A 20,354-nucleotide genomic window follows, 5' to 3' on the forward strand; every position below is an offset into this window, starting at 1 on the left:
TTTGGCTATTAGGGAAAATTTATAATAAAAAATTATTAAAGTCTCAAATAACTTACTCCCCCTATTGTTAATTATTTTTAAATACAAAAATTTATTATCTTAAGAATGAAAAACAATAAATATAGTAGAAAATCATCTAACAATTGTTTAAAGGTCAGGAGAGAAAAAATGAACAAAATAAAAATGAGAAATTTCTTTAAAATTAGTATCCTTACTTGTATTACACTAGCAAGTTTAAGTACACCATCTACTATTTTAGCTGATAGTCATCCAGGTTACTCCTATGAATCCAATATAGGGTATCAAAATCCATCGTGGATGTCGAAAATAGAAGATTCAACAAAAATAAGTGAAATATCTATTCCAGGGACTCACGGTACGATGGCTTTACATGGAGCGAGTTTTCTTGATGAAAATTTGACAAGAAATCAAACTATGAGTTTATCCCAACAATTAAATTCCGGAATTCGATATGTAGATATGCGTGTTAAACGTGTAAAAGATTCTTTTACAATGTATCATGGCGTTGTAAATCAAAAAGCTGTGTTTGAAGATGTATTAAAAGAGACCATTCAATTTTTAAAAGATCATCCAACAGAAACAATATTAATGCGCTTAAAAGAAGAAACTACTCCTGAAAGTGGATCTCTATCATTTGAGGAGATATTTTTAAAATATAAAAACGTTAATGCTTCATATTTTTGGGATCCTAATTCCGTACCAACTTCAGATAGAAATAACCCTACTTTAGGAGGTACCCGCGGAAAAATTGTAATCTTACAAAACTTTACATCCGCTCAATTGTACGGGATTGATTACGAAGGTTTGAATATACAAGATAAATTTGAAATTGGAAGCGGACCAGACGAAATATATACAAAATGGATTGCGATAAAAAACCATCTACATAATACAAATATTAATTTTAATAATGGAAAAATTTATCTCAACCATTTTAGTGGTACGGGAGGCGCAGCCGCATTTTTAAATAATGTATATCCTTGGTTTGTTGCAAGCGGAAAAGAAAGCAGAAATACTGACAGTAGTCCTAAATTGATTCAAACGAATTCCACTAATGCGTGGAGTGATTTCCCTCGCGATAGAAACGGACAAGTATACTATGGGGGGATGAATACACTTGGGACCGAACTCTTACAACAAGGCGCAATTAAACATTCTGGTATCATCGCGGCTGATTTTCCCGGTCCAGGTTTAATTGATAGTATCATTAAATTAAATGGTATACATTCAAATGAAAAAGAAATATTAATTTCACAAATATCATCTGAATCTAGTCCTTTATCAGGGCAACAAAATCGATCCAGCCAAAACTTTAAAATTGATAGTTTACCTGTAGGTACCAAAGAATTAAAATGGGTTATTGAGCCTTCAGAAAAAGATTATCCTTATACTATTTCTTTCAATGTAATGATTGATGTTTCTCTAGGAATAGATTCTACTCGTTGGAAAAATATTTCACATGAATCTAGGACTGAAGCTTACACAAATACTAAATATTATATTGCAAGTCCAATTGGTGCCACTAGCAAATTCACAGTGAAAATATACGCTATTACAAATTAGAAAAAAAGAATCCCATTGGGATTCTTTTTTGATTTCATTTCGTAAATATTAGGATGGCGATTAAATTTTCACTTTATTAACATATCATTTAATCCATTAGATAATTATATTTGGAACGGCCCTTAATTTTTAAAGAGAAATCCAAAATTGTTAGCTACCTTTTTCAGCTTATCATTTATTCAAAACTGGCTTCCAAAGCGATAAGGCAAAAATCCAATTTGAGTCGCCATTTCCTTGATGATCTTGAACCGCTTCATACACTTTTCCCTCATGTACTACCCTATCACCTTTAGTATATACTTTTCTTGCATCCCATTTTTCATATGTGGAATCCTCTAACTTAGTAGTTACATTCAAAACATCACTTCTACTAGATTCATTTCCAGCTAAATCAACCGCTGTCACTACATATTTATACGATGTATTAGCCTTCAAACCTTTATCTATAAAGGATGTATTAGCTGATGTCCCAATTTTATTCATAACCCCAGCGCTTTCTCTATATACAATATAATGGTCAACATCTACATTATCTTCTGACGGACTCCACATCAAATCAACAGTTGTCGCTGTTGTACCCATACTATGTAATCCTTTTGGTTGAGTCGGAGCCTCTTTATCTGGGATTGCATGTGTTGTCTTAACCTTTAGTTTTTCACTTTCTTTTGATATGTTTCCAGCAGAGTCTAATGCCTTTATTGTATAGGTATATTCCGTATCTGCTTTTAACTTTTTATCAATAAAAGTTGTACCTGGTACCGTATCAATTACTTCTCCATTACGTAACACTTGATATTCTTTTACACCTATATTATCAGTAGAAGCCTTCCATGTTATTTCAACACTATTGGCAGAAACTTTAGAGGCATTTAATTCAGTTGGTTGACTTGGAGCTACTGTATCAGGTGTTTCATTATTTACTAAATTTACATCAATTACATTATAAAAGGCATTTGACGTATCTGCTACATCCCATACAGCTAAAATAACATGATAACCATTACGATCAGTTGGTACATTAATTGTATGTGTTAAATTATTTGATGCAGCCGAACCGTCATGTTTCACAGTTCCAATTGGTTCTAATTCAGCACGCGTTAATGGTTTATTAGGATCCCATCCCTTTTTTGTAATGTAGTAATGCCATTTACTTGTAAGATGTGCAGCTGTATATTTCCATGTAAATGTATTTGCTCCACCCTTAATTGTGTTTTTGAACCAACGATTTGTTGTTTGTTGGTCAAGAGTTCCTCCAAATAATCCTCCTGCCGAAGCAATTTTACCATCAATCGGTCCACCATCTGGAAACCCTTTAGGTGCTTCTAGACTTTGAGGTTCATACATTACATTTCCACAATTTAAATTTAATGCCCCATAATTCTGACTACATAAAGCAGCACGACTACTCGGTTTTTCAACAAACCCATGTGCATACGCACTTTGAGGAATCATTGTAATTGCCGTCATCCCTGCAGCCAGAACACAAGCACCAATTCCTTTTTTACTTTTTCTTAATCTTTCCAATTTAGATGTTAATTTCAAATTCATTCTTGTCCCCCCAATATATTGTTCTCGCTAATATAATAGCAATATAGGGATAAACGAACAAATCACCAATTAATATATTAATATCTCTCATAAATTGGTACATTTATTATTATTTTTAATCTCCTATAAAAATAAAGTAAATACAATTACGCTATTTTGTAACATTATGTATTTAAAGAAGACTAAAAACTCCGTTTAATTTCACAAAAAATTCAAATATTAAAACAGATAATTAAATCATGTAGGAAAAATAAATTTTTTATATTACAAAAAAGCAAAAAAAGTCTGGAAGAAACCGATTATATCCGTTTCTTCCAGACTTTCACTTCTTTTATACCACCACAAATCCTTTAACCTTAAACATATACACTTGAGGTTAAAACCCACATAACTAATATTATCTATATATTGACTAGCTTCTAGATGTTAAAATTCATAAATTAATAGTAACAAATCAAATAAAACAAGCCTTTTAACAAACACATATAATACTCCTACTAATTCAAACTAACGCTTAATTACTCATAAAATAACTTAAGGTATCTAGCTGCTTAACTATATTTTCTTTATTAATAGCCATTTTCTATCCTGTATTTCCTTACTTTAAACAGATTATCAAGAGATTATTAATGTCCAAGAAAAGAGAAATGATTTAAAAATCCAATTTTAATTATCATATTTTAATAATTTATTGTGTTATTTTTATCTAATAAGGTACAGAAACAAAGGATGAACTTCAGTGTGCTTGAGAAACGTTCTTAGGGTGGAACGTTTAAAGGGTACTTTAGTACTGAGTTTTTATTAAATGTTCCTGTACCTAATATTTAAATTAACGTATGTCAAAATATTTTACAATACGAGTATTAAACGTTACATATTTTTATATAAAATGATATATTTCATCAACACGCCTCTTCTAATCTTTATGATAAATATAGAAAATTTAGCTCTTTAGGATTTAATTTTAGAGTTCTCATAAAAGTATATAATAGATTAGACACATAATTGTCACAAATTAATAGTTTATCTACTTTTTGATTAGCTATGAAAACTTTATTACCACTTCAATATTTACCTCTAAACTAAAGCACCTCTATACCTACAATTTCTTAAAATTCTTTTAAATAATCTTTCAAAAGAGTCAATAGTTTTATATTTTTTATTTTTTTATTGTACATTTGTACATTTGATGTTAGGATTATGCCTATTAAAATTGAATCCTAACGATTCTTCTTTATAATTTCCATGTTTTAATTGTTAAATAAAAATATTGATTCTGATATATATTTAAAATCAGAACGAAAATGTCGTTATTTTACAATGATGTCGTGGAATACCTTTAGAATGGAAAGATATATGCAACAACGCGTTAAGGGGTTACAGGGGGAACAAAAATGAGAGACTTTTTTGATGATAAGTATAAAAATATTGAATTGAAAAGGAGGTTAATAAATTTAATAAGTGAAATTAGCGAATTCAAAGGAAAATTAGCTGCTTATCAGGAACAAAACCCGGACATATTTAATAGCTTAGAAAAAACTATACCACTACATTACATAAAAAATTTCACAACTATTTACGAGGATATAAAAGTTCCTAATAAAAGATTAAAAGAACTTATTTTAGATGATATCGTACCTCAAAATATTTCGGAAGATGCTATTTTTTGCTATTATCAAACACTTTCTTTTGTACATAAAAACTCCTGTACTTTATTAATCAATCCAGCAACTATACAGGAATTACATTTTCAACTAATACATTACATTACCTCTGACAGTGCCAAATGGCGTGAAAAACCTTTTATTATTCCAGGAATTCCAGAACATGGAATGCACTTGAATAGTTACCGCATTCTTCCGCATGAACTTATTCCACAGTTTATGGAGCAATTATGTGATCAATACAACTCATTAAATACTAGTAAGGGGCTTCATTCACTTTTATTAATAGCTCGTTTTATATTAAATTTTTATTGCATAGTCCCTTTCAATCAAGGTAATAACAGGTTGGCATTTATGTTAATGCAATTGCTGTTAATTAGGAGTGGACATACATTTGTAAAATATGTATGTTTGGATAAATATATTAAGAAACATGAATCTGATTATTACAATTCGATTTATAAATCTTCGGTGAATTGGTACTGCGAGGAACATAATAATAGCTTTTGGTTAAAAACGTTTTTAACAATTATATTAGAGGCTTACAAAGATCTTCATAACACAGTTCTAGATTCTATATGTAAACATACTAAAGTTGAGAGAATTCAGGATTTTATACTTAAACAAAAACAACCCTTTACCAAGGAAAGTATTCGTAACACTTATCCAGACATTGCAGAGAGTACAATCAGTAAGGCTTTAAATTCCTTGCAACTGTTTGGCCATATTAAGCTAGTTACAAAAGGAAGAAACGCAAAGTGGATTAAAATTTGACCATACTTTCAAGATACCTGAGGTTTACAAATTCAATAATAACTTTATCATTGAATTTCATTTTCCTTTTAAGCTATTATTACTTTTTTAGTTATTTCTAATTCCAACAAAACAGTTTATAGGAAAAGGTCCGCTTCCCTCCGCCTTTTCCTATAATAAAATTAAATATAAACATAGAATAATTGTCGAAAAAAGTCGCATTTTAATATTTTTTCTTTATTTTCTGGTTGTAAACGTTTCACTTTCATGTTACCATCTTAATCAAACAATAGATGGTAATAAAAATGAAAGTATTTCTTTCCCTTAGAAACATATAAACGTACGGTAATATCAAGAAAATAAGGCCAAAGAAATATTTGATACCTACCAAAATAATGAATAGGAATTTTGTTGCGCTGTTTTTTCTGATAATTAAGAAAACGCATTTTGTCCCTAAACAAAATTTGTTGGTGCGCAAAATTCAAATACACTAGAACATCCAAATAAATGAAATATCCTTTTTCATTGAGTATTAAGGTATGAAAAAAGAATTCTTCCTACAAAATTTAGCTGATTAACATAAAGACATCTAAATTACTACCTTTATCGCCATCTATTGTTGACAACATATTTACCAAATAAAAAGAACCTATCGAGGGTTCTTTTTATTATAATCATTCAAATTTCAATTCTATCTTAATACTTACATTTCCACATAAATTACATCTACTTTTTGCTCTCAATTATTGAATTAATAATATAGCACATCAAATTTATTAATTCTTATCTTCAATTAGTTTAAATTAGTGAATAAAATTCAATCATATAAAAATAATAAATACAACTAATCGTTATATATTAAAGAGGTGTCAATTTTGTCCTTACATGAAGAGACCTTAGAAACTAAGACAGATAAAACCATTGAAAAGATCCAAACAAGTAACTTAAAACAACTTAAAAATACACTAGATAATATCTTTGATATTAGTGCAGATTTAATTGAACATCCTTTGCAATTAAAAACAAACACGAATATTTTACTATATTATTTTGAAGGCCTTACAGATGGTGTTGCATTAAAAACCAATGTTGTTACACCATTATTACAAGAAGTAAATGAAGACAGTCAAATATTTAATTCTAATATTATTGCTACTCATACCAAAATAGTATATACATGGAATGAAATTAAAGAAGGATTACTTGAGGGGCAATGTGTACTGTTTATGGAGAAAGAAAAGCGGTCACTTCTAATAAATACAAAAGGCTGGGCAGAGAGAGCAATTCAAGAGCCAATTTCAGAAGTTACTATTAAAGGATCCCATGATGGATTTATTGAAAATGCCACAAAAAATATAGGTCTTATCCGTCGATATATTCCTTCTACAGAGTTAAAAATCAAAAAGCTGACGATTGGAGAACGAGCCACTTCTTTAGTCTATTTAATTTACTTAGGTGATGTAGCAAACGCAGATGTAGTCCAAGAAATTGAAACTAGAATCTGTAAAATCAAAACAGATGCGGTATTAAGTATTGGAGAGCTATCTAATTATACAAAAGATCAAAATTGGACTCCTTTTCCACAGGCTTATTTAAGCGAGCGCCCAGACGCCATTTCAAATCATATACTTGATGGGAAAGTAGCAGTATTAATGGATAGATCCCCTGGTGCAATGGTTGTTCCTATGAATTTGATTGGATTTTTTCAAACCCCAGATGACTATAATATTCATTGGCTCATCGCATCATTTTTTCGCTTATTACGATTTGCAGGATTTATTATAGCTATTTTTTTACCCGCATTTTATATTGCTATAGTCTCTTTTCACTTTGAAATTATTCCTATAGACTTATACACTTCTATTGCAACATCAAGAGTCAAAGTCCCTTTTTCCCCCTTATTGGAAGCTTTTATAATGGAAATTACACTAGAAATGCTACGTGAAGCTGGTATTCGCTTACCACAACCAATTGGACAAACTATTGGGATCGTTGGAGGGATTGTAATTGGACAGGCGGCTGTTCAAGCTGGTCTTGTTAGTAACGTTATGGTTATTATCGTATCTATTACAGCCATTGCTTCATTTATTGTTTCTAATTATGATTTATCAAGTTCTATTCGCCTTATCCGTTTTCCAATGATGTTATTGGCCTACTTTTATGGGATTGTCGGTATTGTTAGTGGATTAATGCTCTTATTTGCTCATTTTGTTTCACTAACTTCCTATGGTTCACCATACGGCATGCCAATCGCACCATTTCGTCTCCAAGAGCTAAAAGATTCTTTTGTAAGATTTCCTATTTCGATGATTACCACCCGCTCGAGTACAGGACAGCCGAAACAAAGAAAGAAAAAAGAAGGTGGTTAACATGGGGAATCTTAAGTTCCAAAAAGTAACTTTATTCGAATTTATTATTTTCATTCATTCGCTGCAACTTGCATCTGGTATGTTAATTATGCCCAGCCCACTTGCTACTACTGCTGGTACAGATGGCTGGATTTCGATCATTCTCGGATGGATAGTTACTTCTATAATCGGTGTATTTATTATATTAATGTTACAAAAAAATCCTAACAAAAATTTCTCACAAATCTTAAAAACATACTTTGGTAAATGGATAGGGACAATTCTTTTTCTTGCATATGCCTTTTATCTATTTTTTGCTGGATTTAATACTTTATTAAAGGCAACTGATATTGTAAAAGTGTGGATATTCCCTTCCACTCCTGCTTATCAAATTACCATATTATTACTATTACCTTTCATTATTTTAGCCCTGAGTGGGTTAAGGGCTCTTACTAGTTATTCTATGCTTGTTTTCTTCTTCACTACTTGGATGCCACTATTTCTTCTTTTTTCACTAAAGACTAACTACAATCCTTTACACCTACTACCTATATTTAAAGAAGGATTATACCCTATTGTAAAAGCAACAAAAGAAACCATTACTCCTTATGCTGAGCTAGAAATTGCATATTATATATACCCATTCTTACAAAAAAAACAAAAAGCCATAAAAGGACTACTAATAGCGAATACTGGAACCATGTTTTTCTATCTATATGTTACTATTCTTTCTTATATATACTTTAGTCCAGAGGGGATAAAAGACGTAATCTGGCCAGTATTTCATCTGTTAAAAGGGGTTCGTTTTTCTTTCATGGAACGATTAGAAATTATATATATCGCTTACTATTTAATTGTATTTTCCACTACGATATATCCGTATTTATTTTTCAGTTTTGAATCTGTGACCATTTCACTTCAAAAAAACGCCCGCAATTGGGTGCTGCTTGCTTTTATGTTATTTATAGTTGGCCTATTTATTTTCCTAAATCCTGATGTGGATCAATATTTGTTTATATATTCTCTTATGGATATCTTGAATGTCGTTTTCTTTATTCTATTACCAATCTTATTTTTCACTTACAGTATTCTTTTTACTTGGATTACTAGGAGGAAACAACTTTGATTCGAAAATGGATATGGATTGTAATTTGTTGTGTATATATAATTGGTTGTAGTCAGAGAATTCCTCTTGAGAAGGTTTCATTAATCCTGTTAATTGGCTTGGATAGAACCCCTAATGGAGATATAAAAGTTGGAACAAGCATACCACTCTTTCATCATAAACAGCAAAAAAGTACTATAGAACATTGGACACAAGCATCAACTGTATATACTGGATTCAGTAAGATAGATACGAAGTTAACGGGCTTTATGACAGCTTCCAAAGCTGAAATCATTTTAATTGGGAAAAAATTAGCGCAAGAAGCAAATTGGTTGCAGGAGCTTGATTCTTCTTACCGTGATCCTTACGCTACCATTAATGCTAAAGTAGTACTTGTAGATGGACCTGCAGAAGAAATTTTTAAAATTCATAAGCCTAGTAAACCATCACTTTCATCTTATATAAATGGTGTAATTGAATCGTCAATTCAAAATAACCAATCCGTCTCTTCTACAATTCAACAATTAATGAGAGAACAAAATGAAGAAGGAATGACGCAAGCTGTTCCAATTATCAAAAAAACAAAGAATGAAATCGACACAGTAGGAATTGCATTTTTAAATCGAAAAGGGAAATATTTAACTCATATCCCTAAAAAAGATGTTAAATTTTTCAATCTTATAAATAAGCAAAAAAGTAGCGGGCGAATGATACTACACCTTGCGCTTCCTCCTAAAAAGTCCAACAAAAAAACAAACACTTCTATCTTCGTACAGAACGCGACAAGGAAGGTAGTTGTTAATTTTCAAAACGGAAAGTTTGTATTTAATCTCGATATATATGCTAATGTAGCTTTAATAGAAAAAACCAATGCGAATTTAATTAAGGGGCACTATGATAATAAAAAAAATATAAATAATTTAAAAAGGGCTATTCAAAAAGAAATTAATAATAATTTACAAAATATGTTGTATGAAATACAGCAGAATAAAATTGATCCAATCGGATTATCCCTATATGCTAGAGCATTTCAATATAAAGAGTGGAAAAAAGTAAAAGGTGATTGGTTGCAAGCGTTAGCAGAGGCTAAAATAAATGTAAAGACGCACGTCAAAATAAAAGATACTGGGACCATTAGAAATTAGACTGGGATTTAATAGCATTACTCAGTAGTATTTTTTCTCTTAAATAATTATTATGTAAAAAATGCTAACGTAAAAAATCTTTCCGTTCTTTTAAAAGAGAAATAATTCAACTACGGTAATCAAACACCAGTTTCTAATTTAATGAGCTGAAGAAATTATAACTCTGTTGTAGTAGATATGCCCGATTCCATTCCGATTGTAATCCATGACATAGCGTCAAAGCCTAAATTAAGGAATTTAGGCTTTTTGAGTTCGCAAGAATATCTTGGTTTTAGTTCTATGTAACTTACTACAATAATTACAGGGTCTTTGTTTATTTTATTTGCTTTTAGATAATACACACCCAATTTCAGTTAAAATTCTTTAAATGTTAATTAATTTTTAAAATGATATATCTATAAGCTCTTTTAGCAAATATAATATAATATTATACATATATAACCAACTTGGGGACTATTATTAGTTTTCTAAATACAGACTTAATTAACACTATACAAATAGTGTTAATTATCTTAATTGAATATTAGTAATAGTAAGTATAAACATTATCAATTTACTATATATTACATTTATGTAAAAATAGATGTATGTTAAGCTTATTCAAAATCTTTCCCCTAATAAAGATTTGAAGTAGCATTTCATGATTCTCCTTACTGTTAATATGCCTTGAAAAAGAACCCTATAGGGTTCTTTTTCTTTTCATTATAACCTCAGTAAGTCCTTATTTAACATGTAAAAAGGACTGCTAATTACTTGCAGCCCTTTTACACGTTAATATACACTTGTATTAAATACTTAACACTTTATTGTATTAAGGTGTTTATAAAAACTAAACATGCCATTATCATTTAAATATATAACACTTCAAAGTTTAGAAGTATACAATAACAAATCTTTCCCAGCTTCCAGCTACATAACTAGTAGCTGTTAATTCTCTACCACCATTTGCTGATATATATCTACCATTACTTAGTGCTTGTAATACATATATCCTATTGTCTCCACCATTATATAAGATAAACTTTTCCCATGCCCCAATTGATGTACGATCTGCTACTACTCTACCATTTGGCTCAAACGAAACATACTTCCCATTACTTTTAGCTTTTAAAGCGTACGTATATAATTCCCCAGTCGGAATTAATTCGAATTTCTCCCATTCATTAACTGCATTACGATTTGCTATTACATTTCCAAAAGGCTCAGCGGAAACATATTGTAAATTTGCTGCCTGGATAGCAACTGTCCAACTTCCATTAAATAAATTCACGCCTTTTAGTGAACCTGCTTTTGATAGGTTGGCTGCCGATACATCATTCGATGGGGTAATCATCAATATCATTAAAACCATCGACAACACCATTAAAACTAACTTTTTTGAGATTGCATTACCACTTACACGTGTTATGAACCTTTTCATTCCCATTCCTCCCTTAATATACAGAACTCATATACATCATACTAAATATGTAAAATATTGTAATATAAAAGTTGATTTATCAACAAATACCTTACTATTCTGTTTCTTTTTTCTCAAATCTATAGCACTTAAACATGTATCAATTCTCAAGCACATTTTTTAAATTATTTTCTCCTGATAAAAGAATGTAGCAGTTGATAGCAACGAGAGTATATACAAAAGAGAGAATCTTTTCATTTCACTTCTCTTTAAATAAAAGCCAAATAGCCGTTCATAATGAACGACTATTTGCATCTAACTAATAATTAGAATGTTTTTCATGTTACTCTATTTTGTTTAATCCCGTTGAAGTAACTTGATAGGTTCTTTTTTTGCCCATATATTCTTGTTTATTATTCTCAAGATTAATAAGTATAGCGCGTGTTTTTTCTTTTACTGCTTCCCCTTCTATATGGGTAAACTCAATGTAATCTCCCACTTTTACGGGCACGGTTTGGCTTTCAGCAGTTTGCTGTCTATTTCCCACTATTCCCTTATTGTACAAAATACTACCGGTTGAATTCTTTACTGTAATACTTGCATACGTATTATTAAAGTAAGAATGTGGTACGCCCGCTTCTAAATTCACCTGCATTTTCTCTGTTGTCCTATTATAATCTACTTTTGCGATTTCTCTATCACTATATCCTTTTAATGACCACCCAAAATGATTTCCATCTAAAACCGTTGTTTCTGGCATTTTTTCTACTTTCTTCAAGCCTTCTTTTGTAACTTGATATCTTGCTGTTTTTCCAATGGTTTCATTTTTGTTATTTTCAAGGTTAATTAAAATTGCTCGCGTTTTTTCCTTTGTTGCTTCTCCTTCTATATGGGTAAATTCAATGTAATCCCCTACCTTGACGGGCACAGTTTGGCTTTCAGCATTTTGTTGTTTATTTCCCACGATCTCCTTATTGTACAGAACGTTACCAGAAGAATTCTGGACCTTAATACTCGCATACGTACTAGCAAAATAGGAATGTGGTACACCTGCTTCTAGTTTTACCTTCATCTCTTCTACCGTTTTATCATAATCTACTTTTGCAATTTCTCTATCACTATATCCTTTTAATGACCATGCAAACTTGTTTCCTTCTAAAATTGTTGCTTCTGGCATTTTTTCTACTTTCTTCAGGCCTTCCTTTGTAACTTCGTATATGGCTTTTTTTCCAAAGCTCTCTTGTTTACTATTATCTACATTTGTAAGAGTAGCTCTATGTACACCTTCTAGATGTGTTAACTCTATATAATCGCCTACTTTGACTGGAACTTTTTGCGATTCAGCATTTTGCTGCTTGTTTCCATAAATCTCTTTGTTATAGACCACTTTACCTGATGTGTTTTGCACTTTAATACTTGCATATGTACTATCAAAGTAGTCATGTGGTACACCTGCTTTTAGATCAATTTGCATTTCTTCTGTTGATTTATTTAAATTTACTTTCGCAAATTCAAAATCTCCAATCCCTTTCAGCGACCATGCAAATTCATTACCTTCAAAAATGTTTGGAGACTCATTTTTGATTTGTACCTTTTTCTCAACAGTTTGATCAAATATATCCGTTAATACAATCTTTGCATAAGCATTTGTTGGTAATGATATAGATTGACTGATTCCATTTTGATAGGATTTAATATCATTAATTACGTTAATAGGTTGGCCTGTCATATTTTCATTGTTATAAATTTCAATTTTCCCCTTAAATTGCGGTGTACTATTTTCTTTTAGTTTCCAAGATACATTTAATTTTTCATTTTCATAATATATAGATTGGATATCAAAATCTAGTTTTCCTATTTCAGGTTGAGTAGGTTGATTTAGCGTGAATATTTTTCCTGACCCAATAGTAGACTGCGTATTACCTCCTGCTTTGACCCATACATATTCTGAAGTAGATCCTCCATCATATTGATAAGTATTATCATGCGTCCCAGAAATACTTTGATTATTCCAAGAACTCCATTGTTTATCAACTAATTTTCGGCTATAACCATTTTTTAGGCGCGCTTCTCGAACATTCTGTCCACTATCAGCCCAGTCTTCTTGAAACATTCCTAATCCATGATTAAATGCAACATTAGCAACCGGAAAGTCCATAATTGCAATTTGATGCCATTTATTCTTTGTTACATCTTTCATCCATTGTCCAAATTTAGTATGACCATTTTCTTGCCATGAACGCATTGTCATTGTGTACCAATTGTAGTCTTTCCAACCATAAGTTGTTTGAACCTTCATTCCTGTTCCTTCTCCTCCAAAGGGTCCAGCTTGCGAATTCGGAGATAAGTATTCGGCCTTTATTGCTTCTTTAGAGGAAATTGGATCCCATAAGGCAAAATGTAAAGTACGTTTTCCATTTTCATCAAACCCACTTTGTTGTTGAAAACCAGCATATCCTCCAGCTTCACCACCTGCATTCCAGTTGTGTACAGCCCAGTACGTATAAGGTGGAGTCTGAACTGGTGACCAGTCTATACTAATAATATCTGAGGCAGGTATATTTTGGGGACTCACATAAACTGCTGGAGCAGCTGAATGTGTTGCAGCTTTAGTGTGCGAAATAGACGTTCCAAACATAGAAAACATGCTACATGCTGCGGTCATTATAATAACTTTATTAAATCTTTTCTTCGTTTTCTGACTAATCACTAATCTACATCCTTTTCTAATTTTTATTATTGAATAATAACTTAGTAGAGAAATCTATCAAAATTCAAACAACATCCAGTAAATCTTTAAAATACTGCCCCAATTTTATGTTGTTCTATCTTCACATCTGATTCTTACATGTTATTTGATTGTAAGTGGTTTCCATAAAGATAACGCAAATATCCAATTCGGGTCACCATTTCCTTGATGATTTTGAACCGCTTCATACACTGTCCCTTGATGTTCTACTTTATCGCCCTTTGTATATGCCTTCTTTGGATCCCATTTTTCATAAGATATATTTTGATCTTTGGTTTTTACCGGAAGAATTTCACTTTGAATTGATGTATTTCCAGCTGCAACTACAGCCTTCACTGCATATTTATATTCCTTATTAGCTGTTAAGTTTTGATCAATAAATGTCGTTCCTTGTACGGTTTGAATCAATTGTCCATCACGTAATACCTGATATTCTTTTACACCTATATTATCTGTAGAAGGATTCCATTTTAGCTCTACACTGTTAGAAGTAAGATTGTTTGCATATAATCCTTGTGGCTGTGTGGGAGCTTCTGTATCTGGTTTCGGATTAACAATTTGATTTACTTTTTTCAGGCCATCCTTTGTAACTTCATACATTACTTTTTTATCAAGACTTTCACGTTTATTATTATCTAAATTTATTAATGTTGCCCTCTCTCCGCCTTCTAAATGTGTAAGCTCAATAAAATCGCCGGTCTTTACTGAAACTTTTTGTGTTCCAGCATTTTGCTGTTTATTCCCATAAAACTCCTTGTTATATACTACTTTACCTGATGTGTTTTGCACTTTAATACTTGCATATGTACTATTAAAGTAGTTATGTGGTACACCTGCTTTTAGATCAACTTGCATTTCTTCTGTTGATTTATTTAAATTTACTTTTGCGAATTCAAAATCTCCAATCCCTTTCAGCGACCATGCAAACTGGTTTCCTTCTAATATATTATTTACATTAGGCATATCTGGTTTAATTGGATTAGAATCCGTACCCTTCCAAATCTCTGCTGTTAAAATTGGATATCCTAATACAGCTACTTTTTGAATGGTATCGTTATTTGGACGTAATCCCCACTTCTCAAAGAAAGGAATCAAATTTTGTTTGGCTACTTTTGATGCTGAAATCATAAATAATTGTTTTTTATTTTCATCAGTTTGTGGAAGTTCACTTGAAGGCATGTCTCTATACAATTGATGCAATTTAGGATAGAAATCCTCACCATACGCTAACTGTAGTTGCCAAAGCATAACAAGCTTTACAAAAACATCGCTAATTTCATCATAATTTTTATTCACTTGCTCTAGATATTGAAATGCTTTTGGATAAATTCCACTTTTCTCTAAGTTGGATGGTTGATTAAATGCTTTTTCTACAGAAAGGCTGTATATATTATTTTGTACTTCTGTCATATTATAAAACTTCCAGGGCGATTGTTGTCTCAAATGTCCTGCCTCATGCCAAGGGCCCCAGCCATCTGTTATAAATTTATTAATATCTAACACGTATTGGATTGCATCTCCTACATATGCTGTTCGATAAGAAGTTGCATACATATAATAATCAGGAGAATGATTTTCTTCTACGTAATGAACATAATGTTTATCTACTTGTTCTTCAGATAATCCAGCTACTTTGTCTTGAATTCGAGTAGCTTCATCCATCTTTTTTAAGAGTTGTACAGGATCTGTATTAGAACCCAACAAATATTTCTTAACACGTGCAGGGCTGGCCGTAATTAATACACGTTCTCCTTTTAACTCCACTGCATGTGCATTAGGATACTGGTCCAGCATGTTTATTAAATCTTGTTTCGTATGCTTTCCTAGTTCAAAGAAAGGCGTAGTCGTTCCACCTGTTGTAATTGTTGTTCGAATGCTATCTCCTGGTTGTTTATTATAAAAATAAATCATCCCCCCATTTGGAGATTGGATTGTGTTTATACCAGGTTTTAATGTAAATGATTTTATCTTAGAATCTTCTCTCCAAGAAGCATCATACGAATACGTTCCAATATATACCTGAATATCTTGATTACCTTCTACATTAATCGTTATTTGTTCATTTGGCTTTGCATATAAACCAGTTGGTTCGTACGGACTAAATGCCATACTTTTTCTTTCCTGTTGTTTTAATACCTCAACATCCCCTTTTCCTGGGACTGTAAATGTTCTATTTTCTGATTTAACTGACTTTTCACTTTGCAGTGATGTCGATAAATTTTTTTGCTGCTCCTTTTGCTCTGCAAAGACATCTGATGAAGAAATCATTCCAGTCGCAAGCATAGTTACTGTAGCAGTAGCTGCAAGTATTTTTCTAGTTTTATGTTTTGAATTATTCCCCATATTATCTCCCTCATTTTTCCTTAGTACTCTTAAGGATTTTTTGTTTTCTTCTTCATGTTTTTACAATCAAAACTATTCATACTATTTAAGTTGTGTCTATTACTCTATATTTTTTCATAAATATCTCCTTTTCTTTATTTATTATTGTATATAAATGTTATTTGATGACACATTAAATAACAACTTTACGATAAACTCATCGATAACAGCCTATTATGTTTTGATTCTGTATTCTAAACTTCCATCTAATTGGAGAAATACACCCAATTGGAGAAATAAGTAAATAATTTTCAGCATTTAAGGGTTCGGATCTCACAAAAAAATTCATAAAACTTTTTTCACTTTAAAGGTTAATACAATTGCAACCACATTTGTTTAAGCCTCCACCTTTTTTGAAAAAAAAGCATCTAATTCCATTTGAATTAGATGCTTACATTTAGTCCTTAGGACAAATATTCTAAACTATTTATGTACTTGTAAATCTTTTTTTATTACTTCCCAGAGTGAATTATCTTGACGCATTGGTTTACCCTCTTCATCCCATTTTATTTTTCCTGTTCCCAATTCATAATCCATCCCTGTCCATGTGTCTTCACGAAATGCATAGAATGATTTATGCCAACCTTTTTGGTTGAAGATAGAAATAAGATCTTGCATGTATTGGGTAGCTCCTGGAACAGTACGGTTAATTCCAAACTCCTCTGCAATAATTCGATTAGATGATACATGATTTTTCTTAGACCATTGTTGGATTGGCTTCAAAAATTGCTCTAATCCCTGCTTATTCCACATTACAGGTTTCTCTAAATCTCCTACTTTTACTAATCCTGGATATTGATACTCCTTATTTTGTTTTTCACCTTGACTCGTTAATTCATATGGTTCATACATATGAAATGCATATAGGGTTTTTTTATCATTTACTGGTTTTAAATATTTAAAGGCCCATGGAGTAGCATATAAACCTGAATCTAAAATAATCGGTGTTTCTTGGTCTACTTCACGAATGGAATTGATTACTTTTTGATAAAATCTGTTTAAATCCGCTGTCGTTCCCTTCACTGTTGAATACCATTTCTCATAATCTTCCGTCCAAAAATCATTATATCTATTATTTTTAGCTGTTTCTGGATGTGGTTCATTTATAATATTATAACCAACCACCGCGGGGTGATCTTTTAATTCCAAAGCAAGATCCTTCCAAAATTGACTTGCTTGTTCTTGATACTTCTCTTCTTCCCATATTCTGTCGTCGTTCTTGTTATTATTAAATTGGCGCCATCGATCACCAGGTAAGGATAACATTGTAAGAACAACTTTCATTCCTTGTGATTGTGCGGCATCTAAATCCGCCTTTAATTTTTCGAAATCCTCCTTTACTAATCCCTGATAGTTATCTGCATTACCTATCAGAAAATCCTTTCCAGAAGTATCTGGTTTATCCTCAAATAGAAAATCTTTATCTTTTGCCCATTTATCAGGTGCTAAACGTACATATTCAATATTAGCTTCTTTTGCACTTTTATAGTTTTCAGGTAATGACGTACTATTCATGAAATTAGTACCCTTTCTTTTCGAATCCCAAAAACTAATTTTTGAATCGCCCTTGTGGTATGTATCAGCTCTTACATTCATTTCCTGTACTCCAAAACTCATCATGCCTAATAACGCAACAATTGGCAAAATTTTTTTCAAAACTTTTCCTTCTTTCTCTTTATATTTAACACACATAACATACCTTTGTTTTGTTACAGGAATATGGCAATTTCCCAAAAACTCCTTTTTAGTTTATAAGATCGCAGCGCATTCATAAAAATGAAAGAGATAATTAGAACATTACTTCATTTTCAAAGAAACAAAAAAGGAATCCTTTACGGATTCCTTTTTGCAATTCACTCTTTTTCAAATGGTACATTTTGCACCTATTTTTAGTATACATTATAATTCCTATAAAATAAATAAGATTAAATGAAATTCACTTCAAATTGTGATAGAAAACATAATTAAGAAGCGCAGATAACTAAATATTATCCCTTTTATTAAATAAAAAAGATTAAATAATTCTCCCTCCAAACTAGGACCCCTTTACACTTTTTACAAATATTGTTATAATTAGATAAACCAGAGCATTACCCCATTAACAAAGGGACTCCATAATTGGAGTCCCTTTGTTAATTAGCTATTAAAAATGATAGCATGTGATTATTGTATAATTTCTTCCTTTTTTAGATCTGCATATTCTTCTACGAAATCCCATAAACCTTGCTTTTCGAAGTAAGAAATACTTTTTTCACTTCTTCTAAGAGTTTAATTGCTTCATCTTCATTAAGAGAACGTAAAATATTGAAATGATATACATACTCTTCATTTCCTAATTCCATACAAACTGCTAATCCTTTTTCAAATTGCTTTAAGAATATACAAGCTGTCCCTAATGCGTTTTCACAAGAAGCAATTTTCACCTCATATCCCATTAGCCCAAAATACCAGGAATATAGATACTTATTTTACTTTCAAAGGCTGAAACCTTGCTGCACAACTACTGAAAATAAACATAAGAAAGACGTTCAAATCCATATGGATAGAACGTCTTTTCACTTTACTTTATACAGATACTGATTTTTCACTTATTCATTTTGCATTGTACTTAAAAAATCGATAAATTCATCTTCATTTACAGGTTTACTGTAGTAATAGCCTTGAATTAGATAACATGCATTACGTTGCAACACTGTTAATTGTTCTTTCGTTTCTACCCCTTCTGCTATCACTTTCATGTTTAAAGTATGAGCAAGTGAAATAATGGTTTGTATAATTTCATCTCCATCAGTAAAAGTTCCGATCCTATTAACAAATTCTTTTGGAATTTTCAAAATATCAATTGGATAAAGAGGCAAATACGCTAGTGAAGAATAACCTGTACCAAAATCGTCAATTGATAAATGTACACCATATGATTTTAATACTTTTAACTTCGATAAGGTTTCTTTTTCATCTACCATTGCTATTCGCTCTGTTAATTCCAAATCAATTGAATTAGCAGGTACTCCTATCTCTTCTATGGTAGATATCATTGTTTGAACAAAATCTTTCTGTTCAAACTCTATAGCTGATAAATTTATCCCCATCTTTAGATTTGAATAGCCCGCAGAATACCATTCTTTCAGTTGTCGACACGCTTTCTGTAACGTCCACTTCCCAATTGAAATAATCTGCGCCGTTTCTTCTGCGATAGGTATAAACTCAAAAGGAGAAATCAGCCCAAGCTCTGGATGTTGCCAGCGTATTAAAGCCTCTGCACCAATAACCTTACCTGCCTTACTATCAATTTGTGGTTGATACAATAAAAACAACTCATTATTTTCAATTGCATTTGGTAAATCCTGTTCTAATCGTAATCGACGAGTTACTTTTTGTGATAATGTCTCGTCATACATACAAACAGCATTGTTACCTTTTTCCTTTGCGCTATACATAGCGATATCAGCGTGTTGTAAAAGTGTAGTAGTATTTATTCCTCCAAATGGATACACTGCTATTCCTATACTAAGAGATAAGTAAAAACTATGCTGATTTACTACAAATGGTTCTTCAGTTATACGAAATAGAGTTTTACACAAATCCAATAGCTGTTGCTCTGTTTGGTTATGGACAATGATTGCAAACTCATCTCCACCTATTCTTGCTAGAGGAATAGTCGGTGACAGACATGTCCT

Annotated in this window: 12 protein-coding genes; 5 read left to right on the top strand and 7 right to left on the bottom strand. The window is 31.6% G+C overall.

The genetic code is table 11. The annotated features are described in order from the left end of the window. Nucleotides 1-168: 168 nt before the first annotated feature. Entirely contained in the window at nucleotides 169-1,584 is a 1,416-nt protein-coding gene (locus RT27_RS12605) for a phosphatidylinositol-specific phospholipase C (protein ID WP_029442942.1), read from the top strand. Between the two features lie 171 nt (nucleotides 1,585-1,755). Here RT27_RS12605 and RT27_RS12610 read toward each other — a convergent pair whose 3' ends face one another. Then, nucleotides 1,756-3,132: a lytic polysaccharide monooxygenase gene (locus RT27_RS12610; RefSeq protein ID WP_029442943.1), complete on the bottom strand. Its 1,377-nt coding sequence runs from the start codon at nucleotides 3,130-3,132 to the stop codon at nucleotides 1,756-1,758. 1,394 nt (nucleotides 3,133-4,526) lie between these two features. Here RT27_RS12610 and RT27_RS12615 point away from each other — a divergent pair. The 4 genes from RT27_RS12615 (at nucleotide 4,527) to RT27_RS12630 (ending at nucleotide 10,147) form a co-directional block, all read left to right on the top strand. Further along, a complete protein-coding gene (locus tag RT27_RS12615) occupies nucleotides 4,527-5,570 on the top strand; it encodes a Fic family protein (protein WP_016080748.1) in 1,044 nt (347 codons plus the stop codon). Between the two features lie 854 nt (nucleotides 5,571-6,424). Continuing rightward, nucleotides 6,425-7,918 (top strand): spore germination protein, encoded by a 1,494-nt coding sequence (locus RT27_RS12620; protein WP_029442944.1) that lies wholly within the window; start codon nucleotides 6,425-6,427, stop codon nucleotides 7,916-7,918. Between the two features lies 1 nt (nucleotide 7,919). Further along, a complete protein-coding gene (locus tag RT27_RS12625; RefSeq protein ID WP_043936345.1) occupies nucleotides 7,920-9,023 on the top strand; it encodes an endospore germination permease in 1,104 nt (367 codons plus the stop codon). Next, nucleotides 9,020-10,147 (top strand): Ger(x)C family spore germination protein, encoded by a 1,128-nt coding sequence (locus RT27_RS12630; protein ID WP_016080745.1) that lies wholly within the window; start codon nucleotides 9,020-9,022, stop codon nucleotides 10,145-10,147. Before RT27_RS12625 ends, RT27_RS12630 begins: the two co-directional genes overlap by 4 nt. Before the next feature lie 871 nt (nucleotides 10,148-11,018). On the opposite strand, the gene RT27_RS12635 is transcribed toward RT27_RS12630, so the two are convergent. From RT27_RS12635 to RT27_RS12660, 6 genes are all read right to left on the bottom strand, one after another. Further along, entirely contained in the window at nucleotides 11,019-11,567 is a 549-nt protein-coding gene (locus RT27_RS12635) for a hypothetical protein (protein ID WP_016080744.1), read from the bottom strand. A 322-nt stretch (nucleotides 11,568-11,889) separates the two neighbouring features. Beyond that, nucleotides 11,890-14,256, bottom strand: a complete 2,367-nt coding sequence (locus tag RT27_RS12640; protein WP_043936346.1) for a putative mucin/carbohydrate-binding domain-containing protein — start codon at nucleotides 14,254-14,256, stop codon at nucleotides 11,890-11,892. 141 nt (nucleotides 14,257-14,397) lie between these two features. Continuing rightward, nucleotides 14,398-16,638, bottom strand: a complete 2,241-nt coding sequence (locus RT27_RS12645) for a M60 family metallopeptidase (protein WP_043936347.1) — start codon at nucleotides 16,636-16,638, stop codon at nucleotides 14,398-14,400. Between the two features lie 462 nt (nucleotides 16,639-17,100). Beyond that, nucleotides 17,101-18,369, bottom strand: coding sequence for a cellulase family glycosylhydrolase (locus RT27_RS12650; protein ID WP_043936350.1), 1,269 nt, complete (start codon nucleotides 18,367-18,369; stop codon nucleotides 17,101-17,103). Between the two features lie 512 nt (nucleotides 18,370-18,881). After that, nucleotides 18,882-19,112: a hypothetical protein gene (locus RT27_RS12655; RefSeq protein WP_042969022.1), complete on the bottom strand. Its 231-nt coding sequence runs from the start codon at nucleotides 19,110-19,112 to the stop codon at nucleotides 18,882-18,884. A 153-nt stretch (nucleotides 19,113-19,265) separates the two neighbouring features. After that, nucleotides 19,266-20,354 (bottom strand): bifunctional diguanylate cyclase/phosphodiesterase (locus RT27_RS12660; RefSeq protein WP_043936348.1); only part of this gene is annotated, 1,089 nt, incomplete at its 5' end.

This window comes from Bacillus sp. L_1B0_5 (genome assembly GCF_000836715.1).
In the GTDB taxonomy this organism is placed as follows: Bacteria; Bacillota; Bacilli; order Bacillales; family Bacillaceae_G; genus Bacillus_A; species Bacillus_A thuringiensis_S.